The sequence below is a fragment of the Epilithonimonas zeae genome (assembly GCF_023278365.1).
GTDB lineage: Bacteria > Bacteroidota > Bacteroidia > Flavobacteriales > Weeksellaceae > Epilithonimonas > Epilithonimonas zeae_A.
Map to the genome: position 1 here is coordinate 122,177 of NZ_CP075338.1, position 25,695 is coordinate 147,871.

Here is a 25,695-nt window from a genome sequence, read left to right on the forward strand (position 1 = left end):
ATATTCTCTAACTTTACTTAGTTATGATAATAAGATTAGACAATCTTAAACCTTAATTAATAAAAATTCAATAAAAATTGTAATTGTTTTGAGAATGAATAAAATCAAAAATTATTTTTCAATCATCGCAATTGGTTTTTCCTCGTTTGTATTTTCGCAAGGAAGCGTCGCAGTTTCTACATTTCCACAAGTTGCTGATCAGCAAAGTCTTGTAAAGGATATTACCGCAGAAAAGGCGCTGTTGTCTCCGAAAGAGCAAATCGAGTTCAATATCAATAAGATGTTTACAGACCCGGTTCTGAGAAATGCTAATTGGGGATTTGTGGTTTACGACCCCAAAACAGAAAAAATTGTAACAGCTTACAACGAAACAGCACCATTAATTCCAGCTTCTACAACCAAATTATTAACAACAGAAACGGCATTTTCTTTATTAGGAACGCAGTACAGATGGAACACTCAGTTAGAATATTCTGGCAGTATTGATGTTGAAGGCGTGTTGACAGGAAATCTCTATATCGTCGGAAGTGGCGACCCTTCTTTAGGTGGAAATAGAGGCGGCGCAGCAAGTTATACGCAGATTGTTAATCAGTATCTAGATGCTATTAGAGAAAAAGGAATCAGGAAGATCACAGGAGATATTATCATCCAGACGGCGATTTTCAAGGAGAATAAAAAGCAGGAACTTCCGCAAAATATTGTTTGGTTAGAGCAAGCTAATTATTTTCTACCAGTTGGAACAACCAAAGATATTGATCCAAAAAATGAAAAGTTGCTTATTAGTCAATCTAATAATCCATTTAATCAAGCAAAAAAGTATTTTTATATTTCGCCTTATACCAACAAGGCTGTCTATGCCGATAAATTCGAAGGCGCTTGGGTAACGACAAAAGTGGCTGAACCACCTGCTTTTTTGGCTAATAAGTTGAGAGAAGGTCTGGTTAAAAATAAAATCACCGTTTCTGGAAAAGTAACTCCCAAAATTGTTGACAGAGAACCGGAACCAAGAGAAATTTTGACGATTTACAAATCGCCGACTTTAGCTGAAATTGTCAATTATACCAACCAAAGAAGTGATAATGGTTATGCAGAAGCTTTGTTGAAGTCTAACGGTTTCCAGAAATTAGGCGACCAAACGGTAGAATCCGGAAGATTGGCTGTAACTGACCATTTACAATCTATCGGTTTCGATTTGAATGGACTGAATTATATGGACGGTAGCGGATTATCAAAAGCACATACTGTGACACCTATTTCTCAGGTTAAATTTTTGGCCAAGATGATGAAGTCGCCCTATTATAAAGAATATTTCGAATCTTTGCCTATCGCAGGACAATCTGGAACTTTGAAACATATGTTTATGGTGAATTCCAACGGACAAATTTTTGCTAAAACAGGAACTTTGAATGGTGTGAAATGTCTGGCTGGCTACATCAAAACAAGAAGTAACAAAACGCTGGCTTTTTCTTTATTGATTAACAAATTTTCAGGTTCTGTTGCTCAAGTAAAAGACAGAATGGAACAGTTGCTGGATCCGACTTTAGATTTGTAATAATCAATATTTTATAAATTAAAAACTCATCTCGTCAGGATGAGTTTTTTTTGTAGCTTTGAGGTAAAATTTTTAAATAAAATGAAACAATTTTACACATTAATAATTACTTGTTTAACGATTAATATTATTTTTGGCCAAATTCATAATATCGATCGAAAAGGGTTGATAGAATCTGAAAAAAGATCTGCTTCCCGTTCGATTCTGGATGTAAATGTGAATCCGAATACATTAAATTACGATTTGCAGTATGTTAGAATGGAATTAGATCTTGATCCTACACAGCAGTTCGTTTCCGGAACCATGACTTCTCATTTTAAGATGCTGGCAAATTCCTCTACTATTTATTTTGATTTGGCAAAGATTCTGACAGTTTCTACGGTAAAATATCACGGTCAGAATTTAACCTTTCAGCAATTGAGTTCAGATGAAATTAAAATTAATTTTCCAGTAGCTTTGACAGCTCAGACTACGGATTCTTTATCAATAACTTATAATGGAGTTCCTATTAATACCGGTGCCTTTGCCAGTTTTGAAGCAGGAACTACACCTGCCGGAGATCCGGTCTTGGCAACATTGTCTGAGCCTTATGGGGCAAAAGGTTGGTGGCCAACCAAACAAAGTATGAATGATAAAATAGAGAAGATGGATATCAAAGTGACCACTCCTGCTCAATATACAGTAGGTTCAAATGGAAAACTGATGTCCGAAACTATCTTAGGAAACGGAAAAAAGTTGACCTATTGGCAAACCAATTATCCAATTCCTGCTTATCTTTTTGCATTAGGAATTTCCAATTATACAAAAATGAATTCCACTATCACAACTACAGGAAGCTCGTTTCCTTTCCTGAATTATGTTTATCCAGCTTATGCGAATGCAAATACCCAGGCAAGTCTAGACTGGACAACAACTTGTATGCAGAATTTTGAAGACAACTTTGGATTATATCCGTATAGAGACGAAAAATATGGACATATGCAATTCAATTGGGGTGGTGGCATGGAGCATGCGACAATGACTTCAATGGTTAGTTTTGGTCAAGGCTTGATTTGCCATGAGTTAGCACATCAATGGTTTGGAGATAAGCTAACTTGTGGGACATGGAATGACATCTGGCTGAATGAAGGTTTTGCAACATTTGGTGAGCATTTAACTTATGAAAAATTATTAATGAGTCCTTCTCAGTTTCAAAATTATCTTGCAAATGAGATAAGTGATATCACAAGTATCCCGGACGGAAGTGTGTACGTTCCTGATTCTGGATTGAGTGATATCGGCAGAGTTTTCGACGGAAGATTAACTTATGCTAAAGGAGGTTTTGTTTTAAGGATGATAAAATGGATACTTGGTGATAGCCAGTTCTATACAATGCTGAAAGCTTATCAGAACAATCCTGCTTTTGCTTACAATTATGTAAAGACTAATGATTTCAGAGATTTTTTAAGTTCTTTTACAGGAAAAGATTTCACAGAATTTTTTAATGACTGGATCTATGGTGAAGGTTATCCGAGCTATCAGATCAGGTGGACTCAGAATGCCACAAGCAAAAAACTGACTTTTCGTGTTGGACAGACAAGAAGCAGTTCTACTGTCAGCTTTTTTGAGATGCCGCTTCCAATCAAAGTGACAGGATCTGGAGGACAAACCGCTTATTTTGTTTTGGATCATACTTCTAACAATCAATATTTCACACAAGATGTGACTTTTGATGTGACCAGTGTTGAATTTAATTATGAAAAACAAATCATTACAAAAGGTTCTACGGTGACAAAAGATAATAATCTGGCTGTTAATGATATCAATCAAAAAAATATTAGTGTCTATCCAAATCCGGCAAAATCTTTCATCAAAATTTCTGGTTTACATCAATCTGTGGATTATGAAATTCTTTCAATCGATGGAAAATTAATCAAAAAAGGAACTTCAAATCCAGATTCAGAAATCAATATTTCCACATTAATGAGAGGAACTTACATTTTGAAATTCAATAATCAATCAGTTAAGATTATTAAAGAATAACTCAAAAGTTAATTTATCACAAAAAAGCGCTTTATTAAAGCGCTTTTTTTATTTTTGTTAAAATCGAAAATCAATAAAAATGATATCACAAAAATTCCTTGAGAACATCACAAACGAATTGACAAACATAGAAAACGACGGGCTTTTCAAAAGAGAAAGAATCATCACATCACAGCAAAGTGCCGAGATAGAAGTTGCTGGGAAAAAACTTTTGAACTTTTGTGCCAACAATTATTTGGGATTATCCAATAACCCTGAAGTGATGAAAGCTTCGCAAGATGCAATAGATTCTCACGGTTATGGGATGTCGTCGGTTCGTTTCATTTGCGGAACTCAGGATATTCATAAAGATTTAGAAGCTAAGATTTCTAATTTCTTGGGAATGGAAGACACCATTCTTTACGCTGCTTGTTTTGATGCGAATGGTGGTGTTTTCGAACCATTGTTTTCAGAAGAAGACGCAATCATTTCTGATGAGCTGAATCACGCTTCTATTATCGACGGGGTGCGATTGTGTAAATCTGCAAGATACCGTTACAAAAACAATAATATGGAAGATCTGGAAGCACAATTAATTGCAGCTTCTGAAAAAAATCACAGATTCAAAATTATTGTGACGGATGGTGTTTTCTCAATGGATGGAATTGTAGCAGACCTAAAAGGTGTTTGTGATTTAGCGGATAAATATGATGCTTTGGTAATGGTGGATGATTCTCACGCAACTGGATTTATTGGTAAAACAGGTCGTGGCACGCACGAAGCTAATGATGTTATCGGAAGAGTGGATATCATCACTTCAACTTTAGGAAAAGCTTTGGGTGGTGCTTTGGGAGGATTCACTTCGGGAAAAAAGGAAATCATCGATATGTTGAGACAACGTTCTCGGCCATATTTATTTTCCAATTCATTAGCGCCTGGGATTGTTGGTGCGGCTTCCAAGGTTTTAGATATGATTTCTGATGATACTTCTTTGAGAGATAAAGTGATGGAAAATGCAGAGTATTTTCGAAAAGAAATGAAAGCTAAAGGCTTCGACATTCCAAACGGCGATGCAGCGATTGTCCCAGTGATGTTGTACGATGCAAAGTTAGCACAGGAAATGGCAGAAAAACTTTTAGCTGAAGATATTTACGTGATTGGATTCTTCTATCCCGTTGTTCCAAAAGGAAAAGCGAGAATCAGAGTTCAGCTATCAGCAGCTCATTCAAGAGAACATTTGGACAAAGCTATTATGGCTTTTGAGAAAGTAGGAAAAGAATTAGGAATTATCTAAAATAAAATCGCTTTCCAATTTTGAAAGCGATTATTTTTTTAACAAAAAACCAGCAAATCAAATTTGCTGGTTTATATTTTAAGAAGAAAATCTTAGGATTATTTCTTACCACCGTAAGCTTTGTCCTTGATTCTTGCTTTTTTACCTCTAAGGTCTCTGAAGTAGTAGATTCTAGCTCTTCTAACTTTACCTTGTCTGTTAACTTCAATTTTTTGAAGTGCAGGCATATTGATAGGGAAAACTCTTTCTACACCTACATCACCAGACATTTTTCTGATAGTGAAAGTTTTAGTAAGACCTGTTCCTCTCAATTGGATAACTGTTCCTTTGAAGAACTGAGTTCTTGTTTTGTTACCCTCTTTAATTTCTGTGTACACAGTGATGGTGTCACCGGCTTTGAATTCTGGGAATTCTTTTTTCGTAATGTACTTGTCTTGTACGTACTTTAATAAATCCATTTTTTATAATAAAAAATTTGTTTTGTCAAGCTAAGCAACATTCACGTCCTTCGTCAGAGGTTGATTAACAGGTTGCAAAAATATAAATAATTTTCATAACTGCAATACAATCTGAGAATTAAATTTCAATTATTTAATTTCCAGCAATTCTACATCAAAAACCAAAGTACTGTTTGGGCCAATTTCTTTGCTAACTTCTTGTTCCCCATAAGCCAAATGCGGCGGAATTGTAAACCTGAATTTACTTCCTACAGACATCAACTGCAAACCTTCTGTCCAACCTTTGATAACTCTGTTAAGAGGAAAAGAAGCTGGTTTTCCACGTTTTACAGAGCTGTCAAAAACTTTGCTTGTAATGGTCGTCCCGTGATAATGACATTTCACTGTGCTTTTAGCTGTTGGTTTTGGTCCTTCTGTTTCTACAAGGATTTCGTATTGCAAACCGCTTGGCAAAGTCGTTACGCTTTCTCTTTTTCCGTTTTCTACCAAATAATCCTGACCATCTCTCAGGTTTTTTTCAGCCAGTTCTTTTTTTCTTTTGAATAATAAATCCGCTACACCCATTTCTAAATTTTTTTCAAAGGTATTTATTCTCAGTCGATTCATCAAAAAATTGCAATTATTTCCCGTAACTTTGATGAGATAAGAAAAGATAAAACAATAGATTAGGAGCTTAATCCCGCTGTCCACTGTATCTTTTTTATTTTTTTACAAGTTTTGTCACTTCGATTGAATCGAAGTCCATAAAAAAATAAAAAAGGATGCCGTTCCCATCGGGGCTAGGTATTTCGTCAACGATTCAAGTTTTGTCATTAATAGTAAGATTTGTCAAAAGATTAAAATTAAAAGGATTAAAAAGTCAAAGTCAACAACCAGTTTGTCATTAAGTTTTACGTCTTCGCGAGCCTTAAAAATATTTTCAATAATGTCCAAAAAATCTTTGCGGACTTTGCATTAAAATTATTAGATAATACATTATGAACAAAGAAATCGAAAACAAACTCATCCACAAAAACACCAAACCAACAAGTATGAGAATTCTGGTCTACGATTTTCTGAATTCCCAACCATTCGCCACCTCACTATCCGAAATCGAAAATCATTTTCAGAATGCCGACCGAACCACCATTTACCGAACCTTGAAAACCTTCGAAGAAAAAGGAATCGTTCACAGCATTCAGGAAAATTCAACCACAAAATACAAGCTTTGCCACGATGATTGCGACGAGAAAACGCACAAAGACTGGCATCTCCATTTCTACTGCAAAATCTGCAAACAGACCACCTGCAAAGAAGATATTTCGTTCCCCGAAAGTATGAAAACCAATTTCAGGATTGATGAAATCAGACTTTTCGCCAAAGGCATCTGCGAAAATTGCCTCGAATCGACTTTCAACAATTAAGTAATTTGTATCAGCCTGAGGCTCTCGAAGATATCATTCCATAAAACTTTGCAATAGCATTGCATTTGCATTAGCAATATCTTTGTTAAAAATTATTTCGATATGGAAGAGTGTTGCAGTACAAAACCGAAGAAAGAACACAACCACGGAGCTCACGACCACAGTGACCACGACCATTCTCACGGTAATTCAAAAATTGCATTATACACCAGTTTAATCATATTTTTTTCTGGACTCATTTTGGATTTCTGGATTAAAGCCGGTTGGTTTACCAGCAATGGTTGGCTGAGATTTAGCTGGTATTTCGTGTCTTATATATTAGTGGCGTTCACAGTTTTCAAAGAAGCATTGGAACTGGCAAAGAAATTAGATTTCTTCAATGAGTTTTCTTTGATGGGAATTGCTACTATCGGAGCATTTGCAATTGGCGAATTTCCGGAAGGTGTTGCGGTAATGCTATTTTATACAATCGGCGAAATGTTCCAGGAATCCGCTGTTAATAGGGCTCGAAATAATATCAAATCATTATTAGATGTTCGTCCAAAAGAAGCCACGGTTTTCCGGGATGGAAATTGGAAAACCATTTCTCCGGAAGATGTCAAAATCGGGGAAAAGATTCAGGTGAAAGTAGGAGAGAAGATTCCGTTGGATGGTGTTTTGTTGTCAGAAAAAGCAAGTCTCAACACATCAGCTTTAACAGGTGAAAGCAAACCCTCATCAATCCAAAAATCAGAAGAAGTTCTTGCCGGAATGTTGAACCTCGACCAAGTCATCGAAATCGAAACGACCAAATTATTTGAAAATAGTTCGATTGTAAGGATTCTCCAAATGGTTCAGGATGCAAGTTCCAGAAAAGCCAAAACCGAATTATTCATCAGAAGATTTGCGAAAATCTATACACCTATTGTCTTCTTTTTGGCACTTTTGGTGACACTTATTCCATATCTTTTTGTTGAGAATTATGTTTTCAGAGATTGGCTATATAGAGGTTTGGTCTTTTTGGTTATTTCTTGCCCTTGTGCTTTGGTGATTTCGATTCCGTTGGGATATTTTGGCGGGATTGGTGCCGCTTCCCGAAACGGAATTTTGTTCAAAGGTTCTAATTTCCTTGATATCATTGCGAATGTTACGACTGTAGTGATGGACAAGACAGGAACATTGACGAAAGGTGTTTTCAAAGTTCAGGATATTGTTCCGGAGAACATTTCGAAAGAAGATTTTCTTTCCATTTTATCTTCTGTTGAGAGTCATTCTACGCATCCGATTGCAAAAGCCGTTTCAGAGTTTCACCCTTCTGATCAGATTCCCGAATCTGTAGAGGAGCTTTCCGGAAAAGGAATCAAGGCGGTTATTAATCAGCAAAGAATTCTTGCCGGAAATACAAAGCTTCTGAAAACTTTCAATATCAATTATCCGGAATTCTTGGAAGAAATTGTTGAGACAACAGTTGTTTTAGCTATTGATAACGAATATAAAGGTTACATCACAATTTCTGATGAAGTAAAAGAAGATTCAGAATTGGCAATTAATCAATTGAAAAATAATGGCATAAAAACGGTGATGTTAAGCGGAGATAAAGATTCTCTGACTCAAAATATTGCTAAAAAACTAGGAATCGATTCTGCTTTTGGAGGCTTGCTTCCGGAAGGAAAAGTTGAAAAACTGGAAAATTTGAAAAGCAATCCGAAAGAAGTTGTCGCTTTTGTTGGAGACGGAATCAACGATGCGCCCGTTTTAGCTTTGAGTGATGTCGGAATGGCAATGGGAGGATTAGGTTCCGATGCTGCGATTGAAACTGCGGATGTTGTCATTCAGACAGACCAACCTTCTAAAATTGCAACCGCTATCAAAATTGGGAAAGCCACCAAGAAAATTGTTTATCAAAATATCGGTTTGGCTTTTGGAGTCAAAATTATCGTATTGATTTTAGGCGCTGGAGGATTAGCGAATATGTGGGAAGCGGTTTTTGCAGATGTTGGTGTTGCGCTTTTGGCGATTCTAAATGCGGTCCGGATCCAGAATATGAAGTTCGGTTAATCTAATTTGTTTTACATAATTTAATTACGCTCGCAGATTTGGCGGATTTAGCAGATTTTTCATCTGCATAATTTGCTAAATTTGCGAGAAGAATTAACTGCTTCAGATTTATTTTAAAAAAGTAATCTACAAACCATATCCGATCATTTTTCAATTATCCTCGGAAAAAACTTAATTTTTCAAAATCATTTGTCCACTGAGAAAATAGTTTTATCTTAGTTGAAAATGAAATTATGTTAAGAACTGCCGTGTTTTGTACACTTTTATTGTCTCAATTTGGGACAGCTCAAGGCTTTTTAAAGACTCAAGGTCAAAAAATTGTCAATTCTAAAGGAGAAAATGTTTATTTAAAAGGTCTCGGACTGGGCGGTTGGATGCTTCAGGAAGGCTATATGCTGAAGACGGCGGATTTTGCAGGACCTCAATATCAAATCAAAGAAAAGATTGCAGAAGTAGCAGGTGAAGATGGAAAAGACGAATTCTACAAAGCTTATCTCAAAAATGGGATTACCAAAAAAGACATCGATTCTTTAGCAAAATGGGGATTCAATTCTATAAGACTTCCAATGCATTATAATCTTTACACTTTACCAATCGAAAAAGAACCTGTGAAAGGACAGAATACTTGGTTGGAAGAAGGTTTCCAAATGACGGATAATCTTTTGAAATGGTGCGAGGATAATAAAATCTATTTAATTCTTGACCTGCACGCTGTGCCTGGCGGGCAAGGAAACGATGCTAATATTTCGGATAACGACAAGTCAAAACCAAATCTTTGGGATAGTGAAGAGAACCAGAAAAAAACCATTGCACTTTGGAAAAAGCTAGCGGAACGCTATAAAGATAAGGAATGGATTGGCGGCTACGATTTGATTAACGAACCTAACTATCCGTTCACAGGAAAAAATCCGAATGGAACCGACGAGATGTCCAACGCGCCACTTTGGAAGCTTCAGAAAGATATTACGGAAGCCATTCGCCAGGTTGATAAAAAGCATATCATCATTCTCGAAGGTAACGGTTGGGGAAATAATTACAATGGTTTGCCAAAACTTTGGGATGATAATTTGGTTTTGAGTTTTCACAAATATTGGACAACTAATTCTCAAGATGCTATCCAGAATATTATCGATTTAAGGGAAAAATTAAATGTTCCGGCTTGGTTAGGCGAAACCGGAGAAAATTCCAACGTTTGGTTTACCGAACTCAATCAGTTGTTATTGAAAAATAATATCGGTTATGCTTATTGGCCAATGAAAAAGATTGACAATATCGCGGGTGTAACCAATGTAAAAATCACTCCAGATTATCAGAAGTTATTGAATTACTGGAAAAATGGAGGACAAAAGCCGACAAAAGAATTCGCCAAGAAAACATTGATGAAGATTGCTGATAATTATAAATTGGAAAATGTAGAAGTGAAGAAGGATGTCATCGATGCATTGTTCCGCCAGGTGAATGATGAGAGCACAAAACCTTACAAAAACCATAAAGCGCCGGGAAGAATCTTTGCGACGGAATATGATTTGGGAAGATTTGGAAGCGCTTATTCTGATAACGATTTCCAAAATCTTTGGGTGAGTAATGGAACTCATACAGAATGGAACTCCGGAAATAAAATGAGAAATGATGGCGTTGATATCTACGCTTGTAATGATAAAATCACCAACAAATACTATGTTGGGAAAACTGAAAAAGGAGAGTGGGTGCAATATACTGTGAATAGCAATCTGGCTAAGAAGTATAAGTTGAACATCAGATATAATAATGAATCCACTCAAGCATCTGAATTGGTCATCAAAACAGAAAATGGTGATGATTTGGGCAATATAAAATTAGCTCCAACCGGAAAAGTCTGGAAAACAGTTTCTGTAAATAATATCAACTTAACGAAAGGAGAAAACAAACTCAGATTGTACTTTGAAGCTGGAAATGCTAATCTTAATTACTTCGAACTTCAATAAAAAATTAAATTTTAAACAAACCAATAAAACCGAATGTTGAAAAATGTTCGGTTTTTTCTTTGTAAGACAAACTTTGGCTTGATATTGTATAAGGTAATTTGTTGTAATAAATTAATTTGTAAATTAGAAAGAAGAATTTTCGTAACAATCACGATTTTTTTTTGACTACTTAATAAAACTAAACTATGAACAAATTCTTTTCTTTAATCTTTCTGTTCTGTTTTTCATTTGTTTTTTCCCAAAGCACGCTGAGTGTTTTTAGAGCGGACAATCATAAACCTATCAAAGGCGCAAAAATCTATTGCAACAACCAGTATATAACGGAAACCGATGAGAAAGGTGTAGCCACTTTCACAACCAAATGTTCCAAAGTAGATGTGGAAATCAATGGATTTATTGGGGACGAAGTGGTTGTTGACAAAATAATGGAATTGGAACTGGACAGACAAAACGCCAAAACCCACGAGATAGAAGGTGTTGTACTTTCCAACGAAAGCGACCCGAGAGCTTTGGCAATCATAGATAAAGTTTTCCGAAGTTTTAAAGATAATTCTCCTAATGCATTAGATTCTTATTCCTACAAGTCGTATGAGAAAATGTCTTATGATGTAGACGAAGACAGCATCAGAGAGTACAGAAAGTTCATAGACGCAAGAGAAGATTCATTATCAAAGCTTCCGAATCGTGAGTTTGCCCAGAAAGATAAAAAGAAAAAAGATTCGATAGAAGGTGAACAGATGATGTCGGTTATCAAGGACAGCAAAATGTTTCTTTGGGAACGTGCGATGCAGTTTTTGTATTCTAAAAAATATGGCGAGAAAGTCAATATCCTGGATAATAGAATCTCCGGCTTGAAAAATCCTGTTTATGAGATGCTGGCTCTGAGATCCAACAGAGACAAAATCCCAAGAGAAATCCTTCCTGAAAACAGAAGCCTTTATAGATATTTCTTAACAGACTCCATCGATATTGATGGCAGAGAGAATTTCGTTATCCGGTTCCGTCAGGTGGATTACAAAGTGCCTGTTAACCGTAGAAAATACAACGGTTATCTGTACATCGACAAAGAAACTTATGCCATCAAAAAAATCGAGAGTAATAGTAAAGTAAGAACAGACGGAAGCATCACTTCGGTTTGGATTCCGATTCAAAACAAATGGTTTCTGAAGACCGAGAACCTTAAAATCAAAATGGGTTCATCAGAATTTTCGACAGTTAAAAAGAAAGACAACGAGACGGCTGAAGAGAAAAAAGAGCGATTATCCAAAACCAAAAGATTTGGGAATTATGCTTATATGAAAGCCGATTATTTCGATTTCCAAACGCCTGTAGAACTCAAAGCATCGCAGTTTAGTGGCTATACAATGGGCGTTCAGAATGCAGATGGAACATTGTTGGATCAATACAGAACCGATAGTCTTACAACCAGGGAAAAGCAGACTTATGTCAAGATTGACAGTCTCGGGAAAAAATATACGCTGGACAGCAAAGTCAAAGTTTTAACGGCATTACTCAGAGGAAAATTCACGGTGGGACTGGTAGATATTGATCCTTTACAAACCAAATACAATCGTTACGAAGGTTTCAGATTAGGCGCTGGCTTTAAGATGAATGAGCGTTTCAACCGTTACATTTCGCCTGATGTTTATCTGGCTTACGGCTTCAAGGACAGAGATTGGAAGTACGGTGCAGGGATCGACTTCCGAACCACTTTGGAAAGAAATTCTTTCTTCCGAATCGAATATTTCCACGATGTGGCCGCTTCGGGGAGGTTCAGCCAAAATCTTTGGAATATGAAGATGTCCATCAATAATACGGGAATGTCTATTCAGAACGATAAATATTATAAATATGACGGTTTCCGCGCAGGTTATGAAATCGATCTTTCTAATTCTTTAACTTTAAATGTCTCTGCAAAAAGACAGACCGAAGAAGCAGGATTCGATTATCAGTTTATGAATCAGTCCGGGCAGTTTACGACATTCAGCTCGTTGGCGACGATCAAATTCTCTCCGAATAGTAAAAACATTATGACGCCTGCCGGAAAATATACATATGACCAGAACTTTCCGGAGGTCTATTTCAACTATGAACAAGGCTACAAAACTTTGGGCGGCGATTTCAATTATAGCAGACTGGATGTTCTGTACACACATCAGTTCAGGACTATTTTAGGAAATACCGGGACAAGAGTTTATGGTGGTTATTATCTAGGCGAAGCACCAATATGGCACGCTTTCGAAATGGGTGGTTTGGATTCTAATAAGAATACAGGCATCTTATCCAATTTCAATTTCACGACCTATCTTGGATTCGCTACGATGACTGCAGGGAAATATTTCAATGATAAGTTTGCCGGCTACTTTATCACGCATCGCATTCCTTGGTATTTCAAGAGTTTTGGTAAGAACACGTCCAGTTTTGATGTTATTTATAAAGGTGTGATTGGTAATATGAAAAACCCGGAATATCATCAGTTCGAATTTTCGCCTTTGGATCATCTGTACCAGGAAGTCGGTTTCGAATACAACAACTTCCTGAGTTCCCGTTTTAATTTAGGTTTCTTTTACAGAGTCGGGCATTATGCCAATAACAATTTTAAAGATAATTTTGCAGTCCAGCTCAAGCTCAAACTTCTAGAATTTTAAAAATGAACGATCTATTCAAGCAACAGGTTTATGAAGTTGCCAGATTGATTCCCAAAGGTCGGGTGTCTACATACGGTGCTATTGCAAAGGCAGTGGGTTATCCCAATCATTCCCGCCACGTGGGCAATGCGATGGGTGGCTGTCCCAAAGATGTTCCGGCGCACAGGGTTATCAGCAGTTCCGGGAAATTATCTGTCCCATCGTTCCGGGAAAGGTTGGAAAAAGAAAATGTGGTGGTACAGGAGAACTGGAAGATCAAAGATTTTAAATCCCTTTTTTGGGATCCATTGGAGGAATTATAATTAATAAATGTCCCTTAGTTACGAGCTAAGGGATTTTCTTTTTCATAATTAATGACAGAAATTGACTCCTATTTATAATGAAATTAATCTCAAAAAAGACCCTTTCGCAAGTCCTATGAATAGGACATTTGAGAAGACACTTAAAAACAACTTGATGTTTTGATGAAAAGATCAAGTTGTTTTAATCAAAAGGTCAAGATGTTTTTTATAAAACGACTTGTTGTTTTTCATTCTGTTTGTAGATTTTTATCTACAGATGGAAAATATTAATTCAATTTGCTTTTTTGTTTAATTAAAATTTATACATTTATCTCATTCAATAAAATTTAATTTTTAATTAAAAACACAAACAATGTCTATTAAATTTAATGTAGTTCCGCGGAAAAATCCAAGAGATTTGGAAGCACCAGCAAAGTATTACGCCAATATCGTGGGTGATGGCAAAACCACTTTGTCTGATCTTGCAAAGCACGCCAGTACAATGTCCACTGTTTCAAAAGCCGATATCCTTGCCGTTCTGGAAAGCACTTTCGAGAAGATTGCTCAGGATGTAGCCGATGGTAAAATTGTTTACGTAGGAGAATATTTCACCTTGCAAGCTGGCGGATCTAGTGTGGGTGCAGAAACAGAGAAGGAAGTGACGGCTGCCAATATCAAAACTGTAAAAGCGGTGTTCCGCCCCGGTAAAATGATAAAAGATGCTTTGAAGCTGGCCACGTTCCAGAAGAAAGGCTAAGTTTTTTGGTTGATGATTTTCCCGCAGATCTCATAGTATTGGTTGGTGGATTGTACTGTCTTAATCATTTGTGTTTTTTTGCTATTTTGGTCTGCGGGATTTATTTCTTAAAATATAACTTAATAAAAAAAGCCATCTCTATTGAGATGGCTTTTTGGTTGATATTCGTGATGAGACTTTATTTAAAAGCTTCAATTGTTTTGTTGATGGCATCAATCTGTTGATTGATGGTTGGGCTGTTCGGATTGTTTTTCAGAACTTCCATTTTCTTGTTCAGACCGTCTTTCAGCATTTGTACAATCATCATTTTCACTTGTGGATTGTCCGGCATTTGAGATTTTGCCTGAACCAAAACTTTAGTTACTTTCTCAGTCGCTTTCAGGTTGTCAGAACTCATAATCCAATTGTATCCTTCCTCAGCAGATTTACCTAAAGTCGGATCCTGGAATTTGATAAAAGGGTAGAAGGCAACCGTTGTCCCGATAGCCGGCATCTGTTTTTCTATCTTTTTAGATACAATAAGTGGAAGTAATTTTGAAATCAAATCATCTGAGGCACCGTCCAGATCAATGTTTTCAATAGATGCTGCTGCTTTTGACGGATCCAATTCTGCAATTCCTGCCAATGAAGAACTTTTTACAGCATTAGAAACAGCATTCAATCCTTTTTCATAGATAGAACTGTACTTAGCATTTTTAGTTTTTGCTAAAGCTGAAATTGCTGCTGCCTGAACCAGAGTTTTCGGATCATTAGAAGCCAATTTTTCGACCTCAACAGTCAAAACTTTTGCTTGTTCAGGAATCGTTAAATCGATTTGTTCCAATGCTTGTTCTCTGATTCTGAAGAAAGGATCTTTCAATGCTGCTGCCAACAATTTGATGCCTGCAGGATTTTTCCCAGCATCTTCTTTAATATTGCTTAGAGCGATGGATTTGCTCTTGTATTCTTTAGATCCCGTGAACTGAAGGAAACTTTGTTCTGGTGTTTTAGTCTCCGTAATATCTGCAACCAGGATTCCGTCAGCATTGATATTAATCAAATCAGGTGTTTTAGAAGAATCAAAAGTGAAGGTATTTTTCGCCTTGGCATCTACCCAAACTTGTTTTCTGATTGGTTTTCCGTTATCATACACATCAATTGCCAAAGGAAACTCAAAAGGCTGATCCTGAGATTGATTGATGACCACAGTTACTTGCTTTTTAACAGGTTCGTAAGTTGAAGTATAGCTCAATTTCGGATGTCCGCTTCCGAAATACCATTGATTGAAGAACCAGTTCAAATCTTTTCCAGACACTTTTTCGAATGCTAATCTTAACTGATGTGCTTCGGCATTGCCATATTCATACGTTTTTAGATAGTCATTCATTCCGGCAAAGAAAGCATCATCACCAAGATAATTTCTCAACATATGAAGAATTCCACCACCTTTCTGATAAGTTACCAAGTCGAAAACATCTTCACGGGAAGCATAATCGAATCTCACCAAATCCTTTTTGAAATCTGCAGGATTATGAATGTAATGGTTCACATCTTCCATCTGGTGATAATCGGCTTGATCTTTTCCGTACTTATATTCGTTCCACAGATATTCTGAATAGTTGGCAAAAGATTCGTTAACCGTTAAGTTACTCCAGCTTTCTGCTGTAACCAAGTCTCCAAACCAGTGGTGGAACAATTCGTGAGCAATGGTATCTTCCCATTTATTCTCATCGATTAGTTGTCCAGGTTTCTGAAGAATATCACTTCCGTGAAGCGTTGCCGTTGTATTTTCCATTGCTCCGGAAACATAGTCTCTTCCTGAGATTTGCGCATATTTTGCCCAAGGATAATCATAGCCTAACTTCTTAGAAAAGAACTCAATCATTTCCGGCGTGTTTCCGTAAATCTGTTTTGCATAAGGCTCATATTCCTTTTCGATGTAATAATCGACAGGAATATTTCTCCATTTATCCTTCACAATAGCGTACTCTCCAACGCCCATAAAGAAAAGGTAAGTTGAATGTCTTTTATCCATCACCCAATGGTCGGTTCTCATATTTCCGGATTCTTTTTGAGAATCTTTCAGAATACCGTTGGAAAGGGTAACATATTTATCAGGAACAGTCATATAGATTTCCTGAGTTGTTTTCTGGTTGGATTTATCAATTGTAGGGAACCAGGCTGAAGAAGATTCTGTTTCACCCTGAGTCCATATTTGAGTTGGTTTATCTGGGTCTTTGCCCTGCGCATTGATGAAATAAAGACCTTTTGCATCGCTGATTGCTTTGCTTCCCTCTTGTTTTACTTCATTCGGACGGGCTGTATATTTGATGTAAACTGTGTAATCCTGATTCTTCTGATATGTTTTATCAAGGGTGATTTTCAGCTCATCGTTTTTATAATCGAATTTAAGAGGGGATTTAGAACCATTTTTGTCCAAAGCTACTTCGTGAATCAACATTCCTTTTGCATCAAGAACCAATTCGTTGGTCGCATAGAAAAACGGACTTGCAGTCAGCCATTCTTCGCCATTCATTTGTTCTTTCTGATAATCGAAATTGACTTTCAGTTTGGTATGTTTTAGCTCTGTAGTTTTGGTATGAGTTGCTCTGTAAGGAACGTTTCTGCCAGAAGTTTCCGTCTGTGCAAAAGTGATATTTGAATTAAAAATTGCACCTAGAAAGAGTGCCGCAATGAATATTTTTTTCATTCTTCCGAATTTATCTCGTTGATTATTTTAAATAATTATCTGTATTGATTTTTAGATAATTGTTACAAAAAAAGTGAAGGTTTCGGGCTTCACTATGTATTTATTTTCCTAAAAGTTTTGTTACATTTTCAGGATTACCTTTTGAAGGTAAAAATAATAAGATTTCAACAGAATCAGTTTGAATATCAAAATATACTTTCACTTGTTTCTTTCCTAATAAAGCAAATCTTAATTGCTGTCCGAATCTACTGTAGGATAAGAAATTATTTTATCATTCAATGATTGTTTAAATCTTTTCAAATCTGTTTTGAATAGTTTTAATTCTTTTTGAGTCCAGCGATAATTCAAAAAATCAGTTATTTCCTGGAGGCTTTTAATAGCTTCCTTTGAAAAAACTATTTTCATTTTTTATTAAAAATAGAATCAATTAATTCATCTGAAAACTCTTCATATTCTCCGTTTTTGATTTGGTTTCTGCTTTGTTCAATTAATTGCTTAAACTCGTCAGAACTTTCAATCTCTTCCCAGGAATAAGTTTTATTATCCTCAGTAATCTCAACATTCTTCACCCCTTTTATCTGAGACAAAAGTTTTTTAATGAAAGGAACATCTGCATATTCTTCTAAACTGATTCTAATTTCCATAATTTCAGGATTTTAATCAAAGTTAATGAAATTATTACTAAAATTATATCGCCACCGGCGCTTTAATCCCCGGATGCGGATCATAATTTTCCAAAGTGAAATCTTCAAAATCAAAATCAAAAATATTTTTGATTTCCGGGTTCAGTTTCATTGTTGGTAAAGGTCTGGTTTCTCTCGAAAGCTGTTTCTGAACCTGCTCAAAATGATTGTTATAAATATGAACATCGCCAAAAGTATGAACATAATCGCCAACTTCAAGTCCTGTCACCTGCGCCACCATCATCAATAAAAGAGCATAACTCGCAATATTGAAAGGAACCCCCAGGAAAACATCCGCACTTCTTTGGTACAATTGAAGCGATAATTTTCCATCAGCAACATAAAACTGAAATAGAGCGTGACAAGGTGCTAAAGCCATATTCGGGATTTCAGCAGCATTCCAGGCAGAAACAATTAATCTGCGGGAATCCGGATTTTTTTTGATTTGCTCAATGACTTCGGAAAACTGGTCAACCACTTTTCCGTCGGCTCCGCTCCAGCTTCTCCACTGTGCTCCGTAAACAGGACCTAAATCCCCGTTTTCATCTGCCCATTCGTCCCAAATAGAAACGCCGTTGTCTTTCAGATATTTGATATTCGTATCACCTTTGATGAACCATAGCAATTCATAAATAATAGATTTCAAGTGAACCTTTTTCGTCGTTACCAAAGGAAACCCTTTCGACAAATCATAACGTAGCTGGTAGCCAAAAACACTGCGTGTTCCTGTTCCTGTTCTGTCGGTTTTATCGGTTCCGTTATCTAAAATATGCTGAAGTAAATCAAGGTAGTTTTGCATTTTGAAAGCTAATAATTAGGATTACAAAATAAAGAATTTTAAATTTAAAAAGCATCCAAAAACACAAATATTAGTAATAGAAAAAAGCATCCACAAAAAGTGAATGCTTCCTAAAATATGTATTTCTAAATGTTAAATCGCTGTATAACCGCCGTCAACAAGATGATAACCACCAGTCATAAAAGACGATTTATCAGAACTTAGGAAAAGAACCAATTCTGCAACTTCTTCCGGTCTTCCCAATCTTCCCATCGGATGCTTAGAAATCAAAGCTTCTTTCATATCTCCGCTTGCACTTTCCAAAAGTGGTGTTTCGATATAAGCTGGACCGACTGCATTGCAACGGATATTTTTCTGTCCGTATTCCGCTCCAATGTTTTTGGTTAAACCAACAACTGCGTGTTTTGAAGTCGTGTAAGCCGAAGAAAGCGGTGCCGCAACTGTTCCGTGGATGGATGCGATATTGACGATAACGCCGCCGCCGTTTTTCTCCATTTGGGTTAATTCATATTTACAGCCATAAAAAACGCCGTCAAGATTCACATCAAGAACTTTTTTCCAACTGTCGATGCTGTAATCGCCGGTTAATTTTTGTTCGCCACCAATTCCTGCATTGTTGCAGGCAATATCTAATCTTCCGTAAGCTTTTACAGTCGCATTGACAAGTGCTTCAACTTGTTCAGGATTCGAAGTATCTGCTTTTACAAAAGTCGCTTCTCCGCCTTCTGATTTTATTTCTTCAACTGCCGATTTTCCGTGTTCTTCATTGATGTCGGAAACGATAACTTTTGCGCCTTCTTTAGCGTATAATTTTGCGATTGCCAGTCCAATTCCTGAACCTGCACCTGTAACCAAAGCTACTTTATTGTCTAGAATTTTCATAATAAATGTACTATTAATTGATATTAAAGTTACAAAAATGATGCAAACGAAACCCCTAAATCGTTAATTATTTCATAAATGTTTCTTTTTGAAGCAATAGTAAAATTTGTAGTCGGAAAAATCTTGGTTTTCTTCTATAAAATCCGTCGGTTCGTCTAATAGATTTGATATTATTTTTTATATGAGACAACTTTGTTCCCGTAAAACAGACGAACAATGCAAAAATATCTCATCATAACGCTTTTCATCGGAATCCTTGCTCCGGCTCAAAAAGTATGGACGCTTGAGGATTGTCTTGATTATGCTGTAGAAAACAACATTACCGTGAAAAAAACGGTTTTGGACAAGACAACTGCTTCCTTGAATTATCAACAGCAGAAAAATAACAAACTTCCGACAATCTATGGCTCTTCATCGATTGGTTTAACGAATGGTTCCAGTATCGACCCTATTACGAGTTCATTTGTGAACCAGAATATTTTGTCAAATAGTTTCGGTTTAAGTGGCAATATGACGATTTATCAGGGGAATAAACTGAATCTTCAAATCGAACAGAATAAAATGATTCTCGACCAGTCTTCATTATATCAGAAACAAGCTGAAAACAATATCGTTTTGAATGTTTTGAATGCTTACTTACAAGCTTTATATTATTATGAAGGAATCGAAAGTGCAAAATATACAGCAAGTTCTTCCGCTCAGGAATTGAAACTAACTCAGACCAAATTTAAAAACGGAGCGATTTCGAAATTGGATTTGGCGGATGTTGAAACTCAGGATGCGCAGAATCAATACACGGTTGTGAACAGTGAAAATCTTTACAATCAACAGGTTTTGAAACTGAAACAATTATTGGAACTCGACCCAAGTGTTGATTTTCAAATCGAAAAAATAAAACTGACGGATTTAATGGAATCCATTCCGGATAAACAACAGGTTTTTGCTCAAGCCATAGAAAATCTTCCGGATTTGAAAATTTATGATTCCCAAAACGAGATTCTTGCAAAAGCACTTGAAATCACAAAAGCAGGTTACAAACCGACACTTTCTGCAACGGCAGGATTGAATACAGGTTTTACGAGCACCCAGGATTATAGTTATTTTACTCAAATTAAAAACAATTTCAACAAATCAGTTGGCTTATCTCTCAACATTCCGATTTTCTCGAAAAAGCAAAATGATACGAATGTCAAACTAGCTCAAATCGATATTGAACAGAATAAACTCGATAAAATAAGTGCAAGCAAAACTTTGTATTCATCCATTGAAACAGCTTGGCAGAACGCAATAGCGAATCAGGCTCAGCAAAAATCATCGAAAGTGGCAAGAGACAATGCAAAACTCGCTTATGATTTGGCCAGTAAAAAATATGAATTCGGTGGTTTGACAACAACGGAATTGGCGGTAAGCAGAAACACGTATCTGACGAATGAGCAAACGTATCTTCAGTCAAAATATATGGCAGTTTTGTACACACAGTTACTGAATTTTTATCAAGGAAAAACTTTGACAACGAACTAAACTTAAATCTCTAAATAAAAATAAACTTGTTTATTCCTTAAATATTAAACATTAAGAATTTTAGAAAATTAAAATTGAATATTTAAGAATTGATAAATCAATCTGAATAAGAATATTAAGGCATTTAACTTAAATACTTAATGTTTAAAAACAGAAAAAAGAAATTAAAAATCCAGAGCTATGAATCCAAAATATAAAAAATACTTCAAAAATTCCATTATCGTTCTTGTTTCAGCGATTGTTATTTTCTTCGTTTACAAATTTTTCTCAGCGGAAAAAAATGCCAATATCACGGTTCAGACGGTGAAATTATCAAAGCAGGATGTTACAACTTCGGTTACGGCAACGGGAACTGTAGAACCAGTTGATACGGTTCAGGTGGGAACGCAGGTTTCTGGTTTGATTGATAAAATTTATGTCGATTACAACAGCGTTGTGAAAAAAGGACAGCTTTTGGCAGAAATTGATAAAACCAATCTTCAGGAATCGGTGAACAATGCTTTAGCTCAATATAATTCGGCGCTTAACAATCTGAATTATTACCAGCAGAATTACAACCGTCAAAACAGTATGTACAAAGCTGGGGTTATCAGCAAAGCCGACTACGAACAAGCTTCTTATCAGGTGAAAAATGCGGAACAAACAGTTAATCAAAGCAGAACAACACTTTCGCAGGCGAGAACCAATTTGAGTTATGCTAATATCTATGCGCCGATTGACGGTGTTATTATGAGCAAAGAAGTGGAAGCAGGACAAACTGTCCAAGCAAGTATGACGACTCCGACGCTTTTCACGATTGCAAAAGATATTACGAAAATGCAGGTTCAGGCAGATGTGGATGAAGCCGATATCGGAAATGTTGCAGACGGACAAAGAGTCACTTTCACAGTGGATGCGTTTCCCGAAATGGAATTCAAAGGAACAGTAAGACAGCTTCGTTTAAGTCCGAAAACTTCGTCCAATGTTGTGACTTACACCGTAATTATCGATGCTGATAATTCCGAAGGAAAACTGAAGCCTGGTTTAACGGCAACGATTACGATTTTCACTCAGGAATTAAAAGGTACAAATACGGTTCCCGCTTCGGCAATCGCTTTCAGTCCTGATACGGAAACTTTGCAGAAATATTATCAGCAAAATCAAATCACGGCGAAAATTCCTGAAATCAAAACAGGAAAAGGCAAAGAAAAATACATTTGGATTAAGAATAATGACGGAAGTCTTTCCCAAAAACAAATCACAATCGGAATCAATGACGGAATCAATATTCAGGTGGTTAGCGGACTTACAGGAAACGAACAAATCGTAACCTCACTTGACGAACAGACAGAACCAGTTGCAAAATCGAGCGGAGACGGAAACAGTCCATTTATGCCGAAAAGACCTAGCAATAACAACAAAAAGTCAAGTTCAAACCAAGGTCCACCGAATTAATATTAATTCAAAGTTTTGAGTTTAAAGTTCAATGTTAAACTCAAAACTGAAATCAATAAACCTTAAACTTAGAACTTTAAACCTTGAACTAAAAGAAATGAAACCCATCATCAAAATAGAAAACCTGAAACGCGAATTCAAAATGGGCGACGAAATCGTTCACGCTTTGAAAGGTATTGATTTGACTATCAACGAAGGCGAATTTGTGACGATTATGGGAACCAGTGGTTCGGGAAAATCAACATTCCTTAATGTTTTGGGATGTCTCGACCAGCCGACTTCAGGAACTTACGAACTGGACGGCGTTTTGGTCAAAGATTTAAACAAAAACCAACTGGCGGAAATCAGGAATACCAAAATCGGATTCATATTTCAGTCCTACAATTTATTGGCTAGAACCAGTGCGCTGGAAAACGTAGAACTGCCTTTGCTCTACAATTCCAAAGTGTCGGCGGAAGAGAGAAGAGAGCGTGCTGTGAAAGCCTTGAAACAGGTCGGTTTGGAAAGCAGAATGGGACACGTTCCGAGTCAGCTTTCAGGCGGGCAACAACAGAGAGTTGCGATTGCGAGAGCCTTGGTCAATCATCCGATAATCCTTTTGGCAGACGAAGCAACCGGAAATCTTGACACCAGAACTTCCTACGAAGTGATGAATCTTTTTCAGGAACTCAACGACCAAGGAATTACGATTGGATTCGTAACGCACGAGGACGACATAGCGAGATTCAGCAAACGAACCGTGATTTTGCGGGACGGATTAATCAAGGAAGACAAAACCGTAGAAAACCGACTGATTGCCAAAGACGAATTAATAAAACTTCCAAAAGCAGAATAATTTTTTGGGTAGCTAATCCGCCTTCCGCTCCCAATCTTTTTTGCAGACGATTTTGGTCTAAATAGAACTTGAAGGTTGGCAAAAAAGGATTTCCGCTCAAGTCGGGCTACGAGAGATTCAATGTTAAATGCAGTGTTTGTCATTCAGAACAAAACAAAGATGAGTGTAGACTCTCAAAATAAAAAGACAACGAAATAATAAACTTGTTCAAATATATTTAGAAACCAATGAAGATGAATTAATGAAGTAAACTTTTTGCAAACCCACAATGCCGATGAAAATGCCGAAGCAATGTAGCAGGAAAATGAACCAGATAATGAAATGATTATGAAGAAGTCAGGTTTGCAGAAAGTTTTTTTTGAAGAAGCCGTAGACTTCAATATGAATAGCCGCGGGTAAAACCCCTGGAATTGAAAAAATAGATTTCAAGAACCCGATAGGGTTCAATCCCAATAGCCATAAGTTTCAACCTATGGAAAAAAATGAAGAGGAATTAATGTTGTGAACTTTTTGCAAACCTATAATGCAGACGAAAATGTAGAAGCAATGAAGCTGAAAAAATGAACCAGACAATGAAAAGAGTAATGAAGAAGTCAGGTTTGCAAAAAGTTTTTTTTAACGTACAACTAATCGACATAGGATTTGGAGGCGTTAAGAAATTTTGAAGAATTTACGTCAAGAAAATTCTACTGTTTGAAGCCGATGCTGGAAAAGCGGAGGAGGCAAGTTTTAGAATTTTTAGGAAATTATTTAAAATTTTAGCCGTAGAATCCAAGTCTTGAACTTTTAGTTCTTTTGTTTCAAGACAAAAGAACTTAAATAAAAAAATAATCAAAATGAATTTCATCAATTTATTAAAAATAGCCTGGAAAGCCATTCTCCTCAATAAAACCAGAGCAATGTTGACGATGCTCGGAATCATCATTGGTGTGGCTTCAGTGATTGCAATGTTGGCAATTGGAGAAGGCTCCAAAGAAAGCATCAAGAAAAATATTTCCAGTATGGGTGCGAATCTTATTACGATTCGCCCTGGAGCGGGAATGATGGGCGGTGTTCGTTCAGGTCCTTCAGCGATGCAGACTTTGACTTTGGCAGATTATGAAGCTCTGAAAGCTCAGGCAAAATTGATTAAAGATATTTCGCCTTTGGTGAACGGGAGCGGACAAAGTATCGCGGGTTCCAACAACTGGCCGACTTCAATCTATGGCGCATCTCCCGAGTATCTGAAAATTCGAGATTGGGGCGTGGATGAAGGTTCTATGTTCACAGAAGATGACATTGAGTCTTATGCGAAAGTTGCTGTTATCGGAAAAACAGTTCAGGAAAATCTCTTCCCAAATGAAAATCCGATTGGAAAAATGATTCGTTTCAAAAATATTCCGTTCAAAGTGATTGGCGTTTTGAAGGAAAAGGGTGAAAACACATTCGGGCAAGACCAGGATGACATTATTATTGCGCCTTACACGGCGGTTCAGAAAAGAGTTTTGGCGCAGACTTACCTTCAGTCGATTGTCGCCTCTTCTCAAAGTGAGGAAGATTCTGAAAATGCAGTGAATGAGATCAAATCCATTATGGAAAATCAGCACAAGATAAAACCTGATGAAGACAACGATTTCAATGTTTCTTCCCAGCAGGAAATCATCTCAATGTTCAGTTCGACCAGCGAAATGTTGACGATTCTTCTCGTTGCAATTGCAAGTATTTCCTTACTCGTCGGCGGAATCGGAATTATGAATATTATGTACGTTTCCGTAAAAGAAAGAACTAAGGAAATAGGTCTTAGAATGGCGATTGGAGCCAAAGGAAATGACATCCTGATGCAGTTTTTGATAGAATCGGTTTTGATTTCCATTACAGGCGGCGTTCTCGGTGTTTTGATTGGCTTGATTGCGACATTCTGTATCAAACAATTTGCAGGCTGGCCAGTAAGCGTGACGATGATTTCGATTGTGATTTCCTTTGTGGTTTGTACAATTACAGGTGTTTTCTTCGGATGGTATCCTGCGAGAAAAGCGGCGCAAAGTGACCCGATTGATGCTTTGAGATATGAGTAATTGTTTTCAAATAAGACTTAATTTTCTTATTCAAAGATAAACTTGTTTATTTCTTAAACATTAAGGATTTTAGGATATAAGGCAACCTTTAAATTTAAGAAATTGATGAATCAATTTTAATGAAAATAATTAAGAAGACAACTTAAATTCTTAATGTTTTTATAAAGAATTAATTTAAAAATGAAAAAGAAATTATGCTGAAAAAAATCTTAAATTCACTACTTCAAAACTTTCACAAATCCTCAATTTTCAAGGGATTGAATAAATTCAAGTTTTAAAAAATCAACGATGTGTCTGAATTTTTCTAATTTTTATTTTCTCGCTGATTTAACAGATTTCGCACATACTAATATTTGAAAATCTGTGTAATTTGCAGAATCTGCGAGAGCTTCCAACTAAATTT

Annotated in this window: 20 protein-coding genes; 13 read left to right on the top strand and 7 right to left on the bottom strand. The window is 36.5% G+C overall.

Going from position 1 to position 25,695, the window contains the following annotated elements:
* Positions 1-94: 94 nt before the first annotated feature.
* From dacB to kbl, 3 genes are all read left to right on the top strand, one after another.
* Positions 95-1,552: a D-alanyl-D-alanine carboxypeptidase/D-alanyl-D-alanine-endopeptidase gene (gene dacB, locus KI430_RS00405; RefSeq protein WP_248876329.1), complete on the top strand. Its 1,458-nt coding sequence runs from the start codon at positions 95-97 to the stop codon at positions 1,550-1,552.
* 81 nt (positions 1,553-1,633) lie between these two features.
* A complete protein-coding gene (locus KI430_RS00410; protein WP_248876330.1) occupies positions 1,634-3,574 on the top strand; it encodes a M1 family aminopeptidase in 1,941 nt (646 codons plus the stop codon).
* 79 nt (positions 3,575-3,653) lie between these two features.
* Positions 3,654-4,847, top strand: coding sequence for a glycine C-acetyltransferase (gene kbl / locus KI430_RS00415; protein ID WP_248876331.1), 1,194 nt, complete (start codon positions 3,654-3,656; stop codon positions 4,845-4,847).
* Between the two features lie 98 nt (positions 4,848-4,945).
* On the opposite strand, the gene rplS is transcribed toward kbl, so the two are convergent.
* The gene (gene rplS / locus KI430_RS00420) at positions 4,946-5,305 is read right to left on the bottom strand and encodes a 50S ribosomal protein L19 (RefSeq protein WP_089770508.1); all 360 of its coding nucleotides are present in this window, start codon (positions 5,303-5,305) and stop codon (positions 4,946-4,948) included.
* 129 nt (positions 5,306-5,434) lie between these two features.
* Positions 5,435-5,869, bottom strand: a complete 435-nt coding sequence (locus tag KI430_RS00425) for an FKBP-type peptidyl-prolyl cis-trans isomerase (protein ID WP_248876332.1) — start codon at positions 5,867-5,869, stop codon at positions 5,435-5,437.
* Positions 5,870-6,282: 413 nt separating this feature from the next.
* Here KI430_RS00425 and KI430_RS00430 point away from each other — a divergent pair, with 413 nt between their 5' ends.
* The 6 genes from KI430_RS00430 to KI430_RS00455 all read left to right on the top strand — a co-directional run bounded on the left by KI430_RS00430 (position 6,283) and on the right by KI430_RS00455 (position 14,395).
* Positions 6,283-6,708 (top strand): Fur family transcriptional regulator, encoded by a 426-nt coding sequence (locus tag KI430_RS00430; RefSeq protein ID WP_248876333.1) that lies wholly within the window; start codon positions 6,283-6,285, stop codon positions 6,706-6,708.
* Positions 6,709-6,810: 102 nt separating this feature from the next.
* On the top strand, positions 6,811-8,745 hold the full coding sequence (locus KI430_RS00435; protein ID WP_248876334.1) for a heavy metal translocating P-type ATPase: 1,935 nt from the start codon (positions 6,811-6,813) through the stop codon (positions 8,743-8,745).
* Positions 8,746-8,978: 233 nt separating this feature from the next.
* Entirely contained in the window at positions 8,979-10,709 is a 1,731-nt protein-coding gene (locus KI430_RS00440; protein ID WP_248876335.1) for a cellulase family glycosylhydrolase, read from the top strand.
* A 185-nt stretch (positions 10,710-10,894) separates the two neighbouring features.
* The gene (locus KI430_RS00445) at positions 10,895-13,357 is read left to right on the top strand and encodes a DUF5686 family protein (protein WP_248876336.1); all 2,463 of its coding nucleotides are present in this window, start codon (positions 10,895-10,897) and stop codon (positions 13,355-13,357) included.
* A 2-nt stretch (positions 13,358-13,359) separates the two neighbouring features.
* The gene (locus tag KI430_RS00450; protein WP_248876337.1) at positions 13,360-13,659 is read left to right on the top strand and encodes an MGMT family protein; all 300 of its coding nucleotides are present in this window, start codon (positions 13,360-13,362) and stop codon (positions 13,657-13,659) included.
* Between the two features lie 352 nt (positions 13,660-14,011).
* Positions 14,012-14,395, top strand: a complete 384-nt coding sequence (locus KI430_RS00455) for a DNA-binding protein (RefSeq protein ID WP_248876338.1) — start codon at positions 14,012-14,014, stop codon at positions 14,393-14,395.
* Between the two features lie 178 nt (positions 14,396-14,573).
* Here KI430_RS00455 and KI430_RS00460 read toward each other — a convergent pair whose 3' ends face one another.
* The 5 genes from KI430_RS00460 to KI430_RS00480 all read right to left on the bottom strand — a co-directional run bounded on the left by KI430_RS00460 (position 14,574) and on the right by KI430_RS00480 (position 19,448).
* Positions 14,574-17,084, bottom strand: coding sequence for a M1 family metallopeptidase (locus KI430_RS00460; RefSeq protein ID WP_248876339.1), 2,511 nt, complete (start codon positions 17,082-17,084; stop codon positions 14,574-14,576).
* A gap of 228 nt (positions 17,085-17,312) precedes the next feature.
* Complete coding sequence (locus KI430_RS00465; protein WP_248876340.1) at positions 17,313-17,489, bottom strand: hypothetical protein; 177 nt, start codon at positions 17,487-17,489, stop codon at positions 17,313-17,315.
* Positions 17,486-17,728, bottom strand: a complete 243-nt coding sequence (locus KI430_RS00470; RefSeq protein WP_248876341.1) for a hypothetical protein — start codon at positions 17,726-17,728, stop codon at positions 17,486-17,488. The genes KI430_RS00465 and KI430_RS00470 overlap by 4 nt, the downstream gene beginning before the upstream one ends.
* Before the next feature lie 43 nt (positions 17,729-17,771).
* Complete coding sequence (locus tag KI430_RS00475; protein WP_248876342.1) at positions 17,772-18,566, bottom strand: thymidylate synthase; 795 nt, start codon at positions 18,564-18,566, stop codon at positions 17,772-17,774.
* A gap of 132 nt (positions 18,567-18,698) precedes the next feature.
* On the bottom strand, positions 18,699-19,448 hold the full coding sequence (locus KI430_RS00480; protein ID WP_248876343.1) for an SDR family NAD(P)-dependent oxidoreductase: 750 nt from the start codon (positions 19,446-19,448) through the stop codon (positions 18,699-18,701).
* A gap of 216 nt (positions 19,449-19,664) precedes the next feature.
* Here KI430_RS00480 and KI430_RS00485 point away from each other — a divergent pair, with 216 nt between their 5' ends.
* The 4 genes from KI430_RS00485 (at position 19,665) to KI430_RS00500 (ending at position 25,292) form a co-directional block, all read left to right on the top strand.
* Positions 19,665-20,969: a TolC family protein gene (locus tag KI430_RS00485; RefSeq protein WP_248876344.1), complete on the top strand. Its 1,305-nt coding sequence runs from the start codon at positions 19,665-19,667 to the stop codon at positions 20,967-20,969.
* Positions 20,970-21,149: 180 nt separating this feature from the next.
* Positions 21,150-22,403 (top strand): efflux RND transporter periplasmic adaptor subunit, encoded by a 1,254-nt coding sequence (locus KI430_RS00490; RefSeq protein WP_248876345.1) that lies wholly within the window; start codon positions 21,150-21,152, stop codon positions 22,401-22,403.
* A gap of 97 nt (positions 22,404-22,500) precedes the next feature.
* Complete coding sequence (locus tag KI430_RS00495; RefSeq protein ID WP_317231439.1) at positions 22,501-23,238, top strand: ABC transporter ATP-binding protein; 738 nt, start codon at positions 22,501-22,503, stop codon at positions 23,236-23,238.
* An 836-nt stretch (positions 23,239-24,074) separates the two neighbouring features.
* A complete protein-coding gene (locus tag KI430_RS00500; RefSeq protein WP_248876346.1) occupies positions 24,075-25,292 on the top strand; it encodes an ABC transporter permease in 1,218 nt (405 codons plus the stop codon).
* The last annotated feature ends 403 nt before the right edge of the window (positions 25,293-25,695 follow it).

What these genes read in the sequence shown, in the direction of transcription:
- KI430_RS00470 (WP_248876341.1), bottom strand. Translation starts at nt 17,728, where the DNA reads ATGGAAATTAGAATCAGTTTAGAAGAATATGCAGATGTTCCTTTCATT.
- KI430_RS00485 (WP_248876344.1), top strand. Translation starts at nt 19,665, where the DNA reads ATGCAAAAATATCTCATCATAACGCTTTTCATCGGAATCCTTGCTCCG.
- KI430_RS00475 (WP_248876342.1), bottom strand. Translation starts at nt 18,566, where the DNA reads ATGCAAAACTACCTTGATTTACTTCAGCATATTTTAGATAACGGAACC.
- rplS (WP_089770508.1), bottom strand. Translation starts at nt 5,305, where the DNA reads ATGGATTTATTAAAGTACGTACAAGACAAGTACATTACGAAAAAAGAA.
- KI430_RS00495 (WP_317231439.1), top strand. Translation starts at nt 22,501, where the DNA reads ATGAAACCCATCATCAAAATAGAAAACCTGAAACGCGAATTCAAAATG.
- KI430_RS00425 (WP_248876332.1), bottom strand. Translation starts at nt 5,869, where the DNA reads ATGGGTGTAGCGGATTTATTATTCAAAAGAAAAAAAGAACTGGCTGAA.
- KI430_RS00440 (WP_248876335.1), top strand. Translation starts at nt 8,979, where the DNA reads ATGTTAAGAACTGCCGTGTTTTGTACACTTTTATTGTCTCAATTTGGG.
- KI430_RS00465 (WP_248876340.1), bottom strand. Translation starts at nt 17,489, where the DNA reads ATGAAAATAGTTTTTTCAAAGGAAGCTATTAAAAGCCTCCAGGAAATA.
- KI430_RS00450 (WP_248876337.1), top strand. Translation starts at nt 13,360, where the DNA reads ATGAACGATCTATTCAAGCAACAGGTTTATGAAGTTGCCAGATTGATT.
- KI430_RS00500 (WP_248876346.1), top strand. Translation starts at nt 24,075, where the DNA reads ATGAATTTCATCAATTTATTAAAAATAGCCTGGAAAGCCATTCTCCTC.
- KI430_RS00445 (WP_248876336.1), top strand. Translation starts at nt 10,895, where the DNA reads ATGAACAAATTCTTTTCTTTAATCTTTCTGTTCTGTTTTTCATTTGTT.
- KI430_RS00430 (WP_248876333.1), top strand. Translation starts at nt 6,283, where the DNA reads ATGAACAAAGAAATCGAAAACAAACTCATCCACAAAAACACCAAACCA.
- KI430_RS00490 (WP_248876345.1), top strand. Translation starts at nt 21,150, where the DNA reads ATGAATCCAAAATATAAAAAATACTTCAAAAATTCCATTATCGTTCTT.
- dacB (WP_248876329.1), top strand. Translation starts at nt 95, where the DNA reads ATGAATAAAATCAAAAATTATTTTTCAATCATCGCAATTGGTTTTTCC.
- KI430_RS00460 (WP_248876339.1), bottom strand. Translation starts at nt 17,084, where the DNA reads ATGAAAAAAATATTCATTGCGGCACTCTTTCTAGGTGCAATTTTTAAT.
- KI430_RS00480 (WP_248876343.1), bottom strand. Translation starts at nt 19,448, where the DNA reads ATGAAAATTCTAGACAATAAAGTAGCTTTGGTTACAGGTGCAGGTTCA.
- KI430_RS00410 (WP_248876330.1), top strand. Translation starts at nt 1,634, where the DNA reads ATGAAACAATTTTACACATTAATAATTACTTGTTTAACGATTAATATT.
- KI430_RS00435 (WP_248876334.1), top strand. Translation starts at nt 6,811, where the DNA reads ATGGAAGAGTGTTGCAGTACAAAACCGAAGAAAGAACACAACCACGGA.
- kbl (WP_248876331.1), top strand. Translation starts at nt 3,654, where the DNA reads ATGATATCACAAAAATTCCTTGAGAACATCACAAACGAATTGACAAAC.
- KI430_RS00455 (WP_248876338.1), top strand. Translation starts at nt 14,012, where the DNA reads ATGTCTATTAAATTTAATGTAGTTCCGCGGAAAAATCCAAGAGATTTG.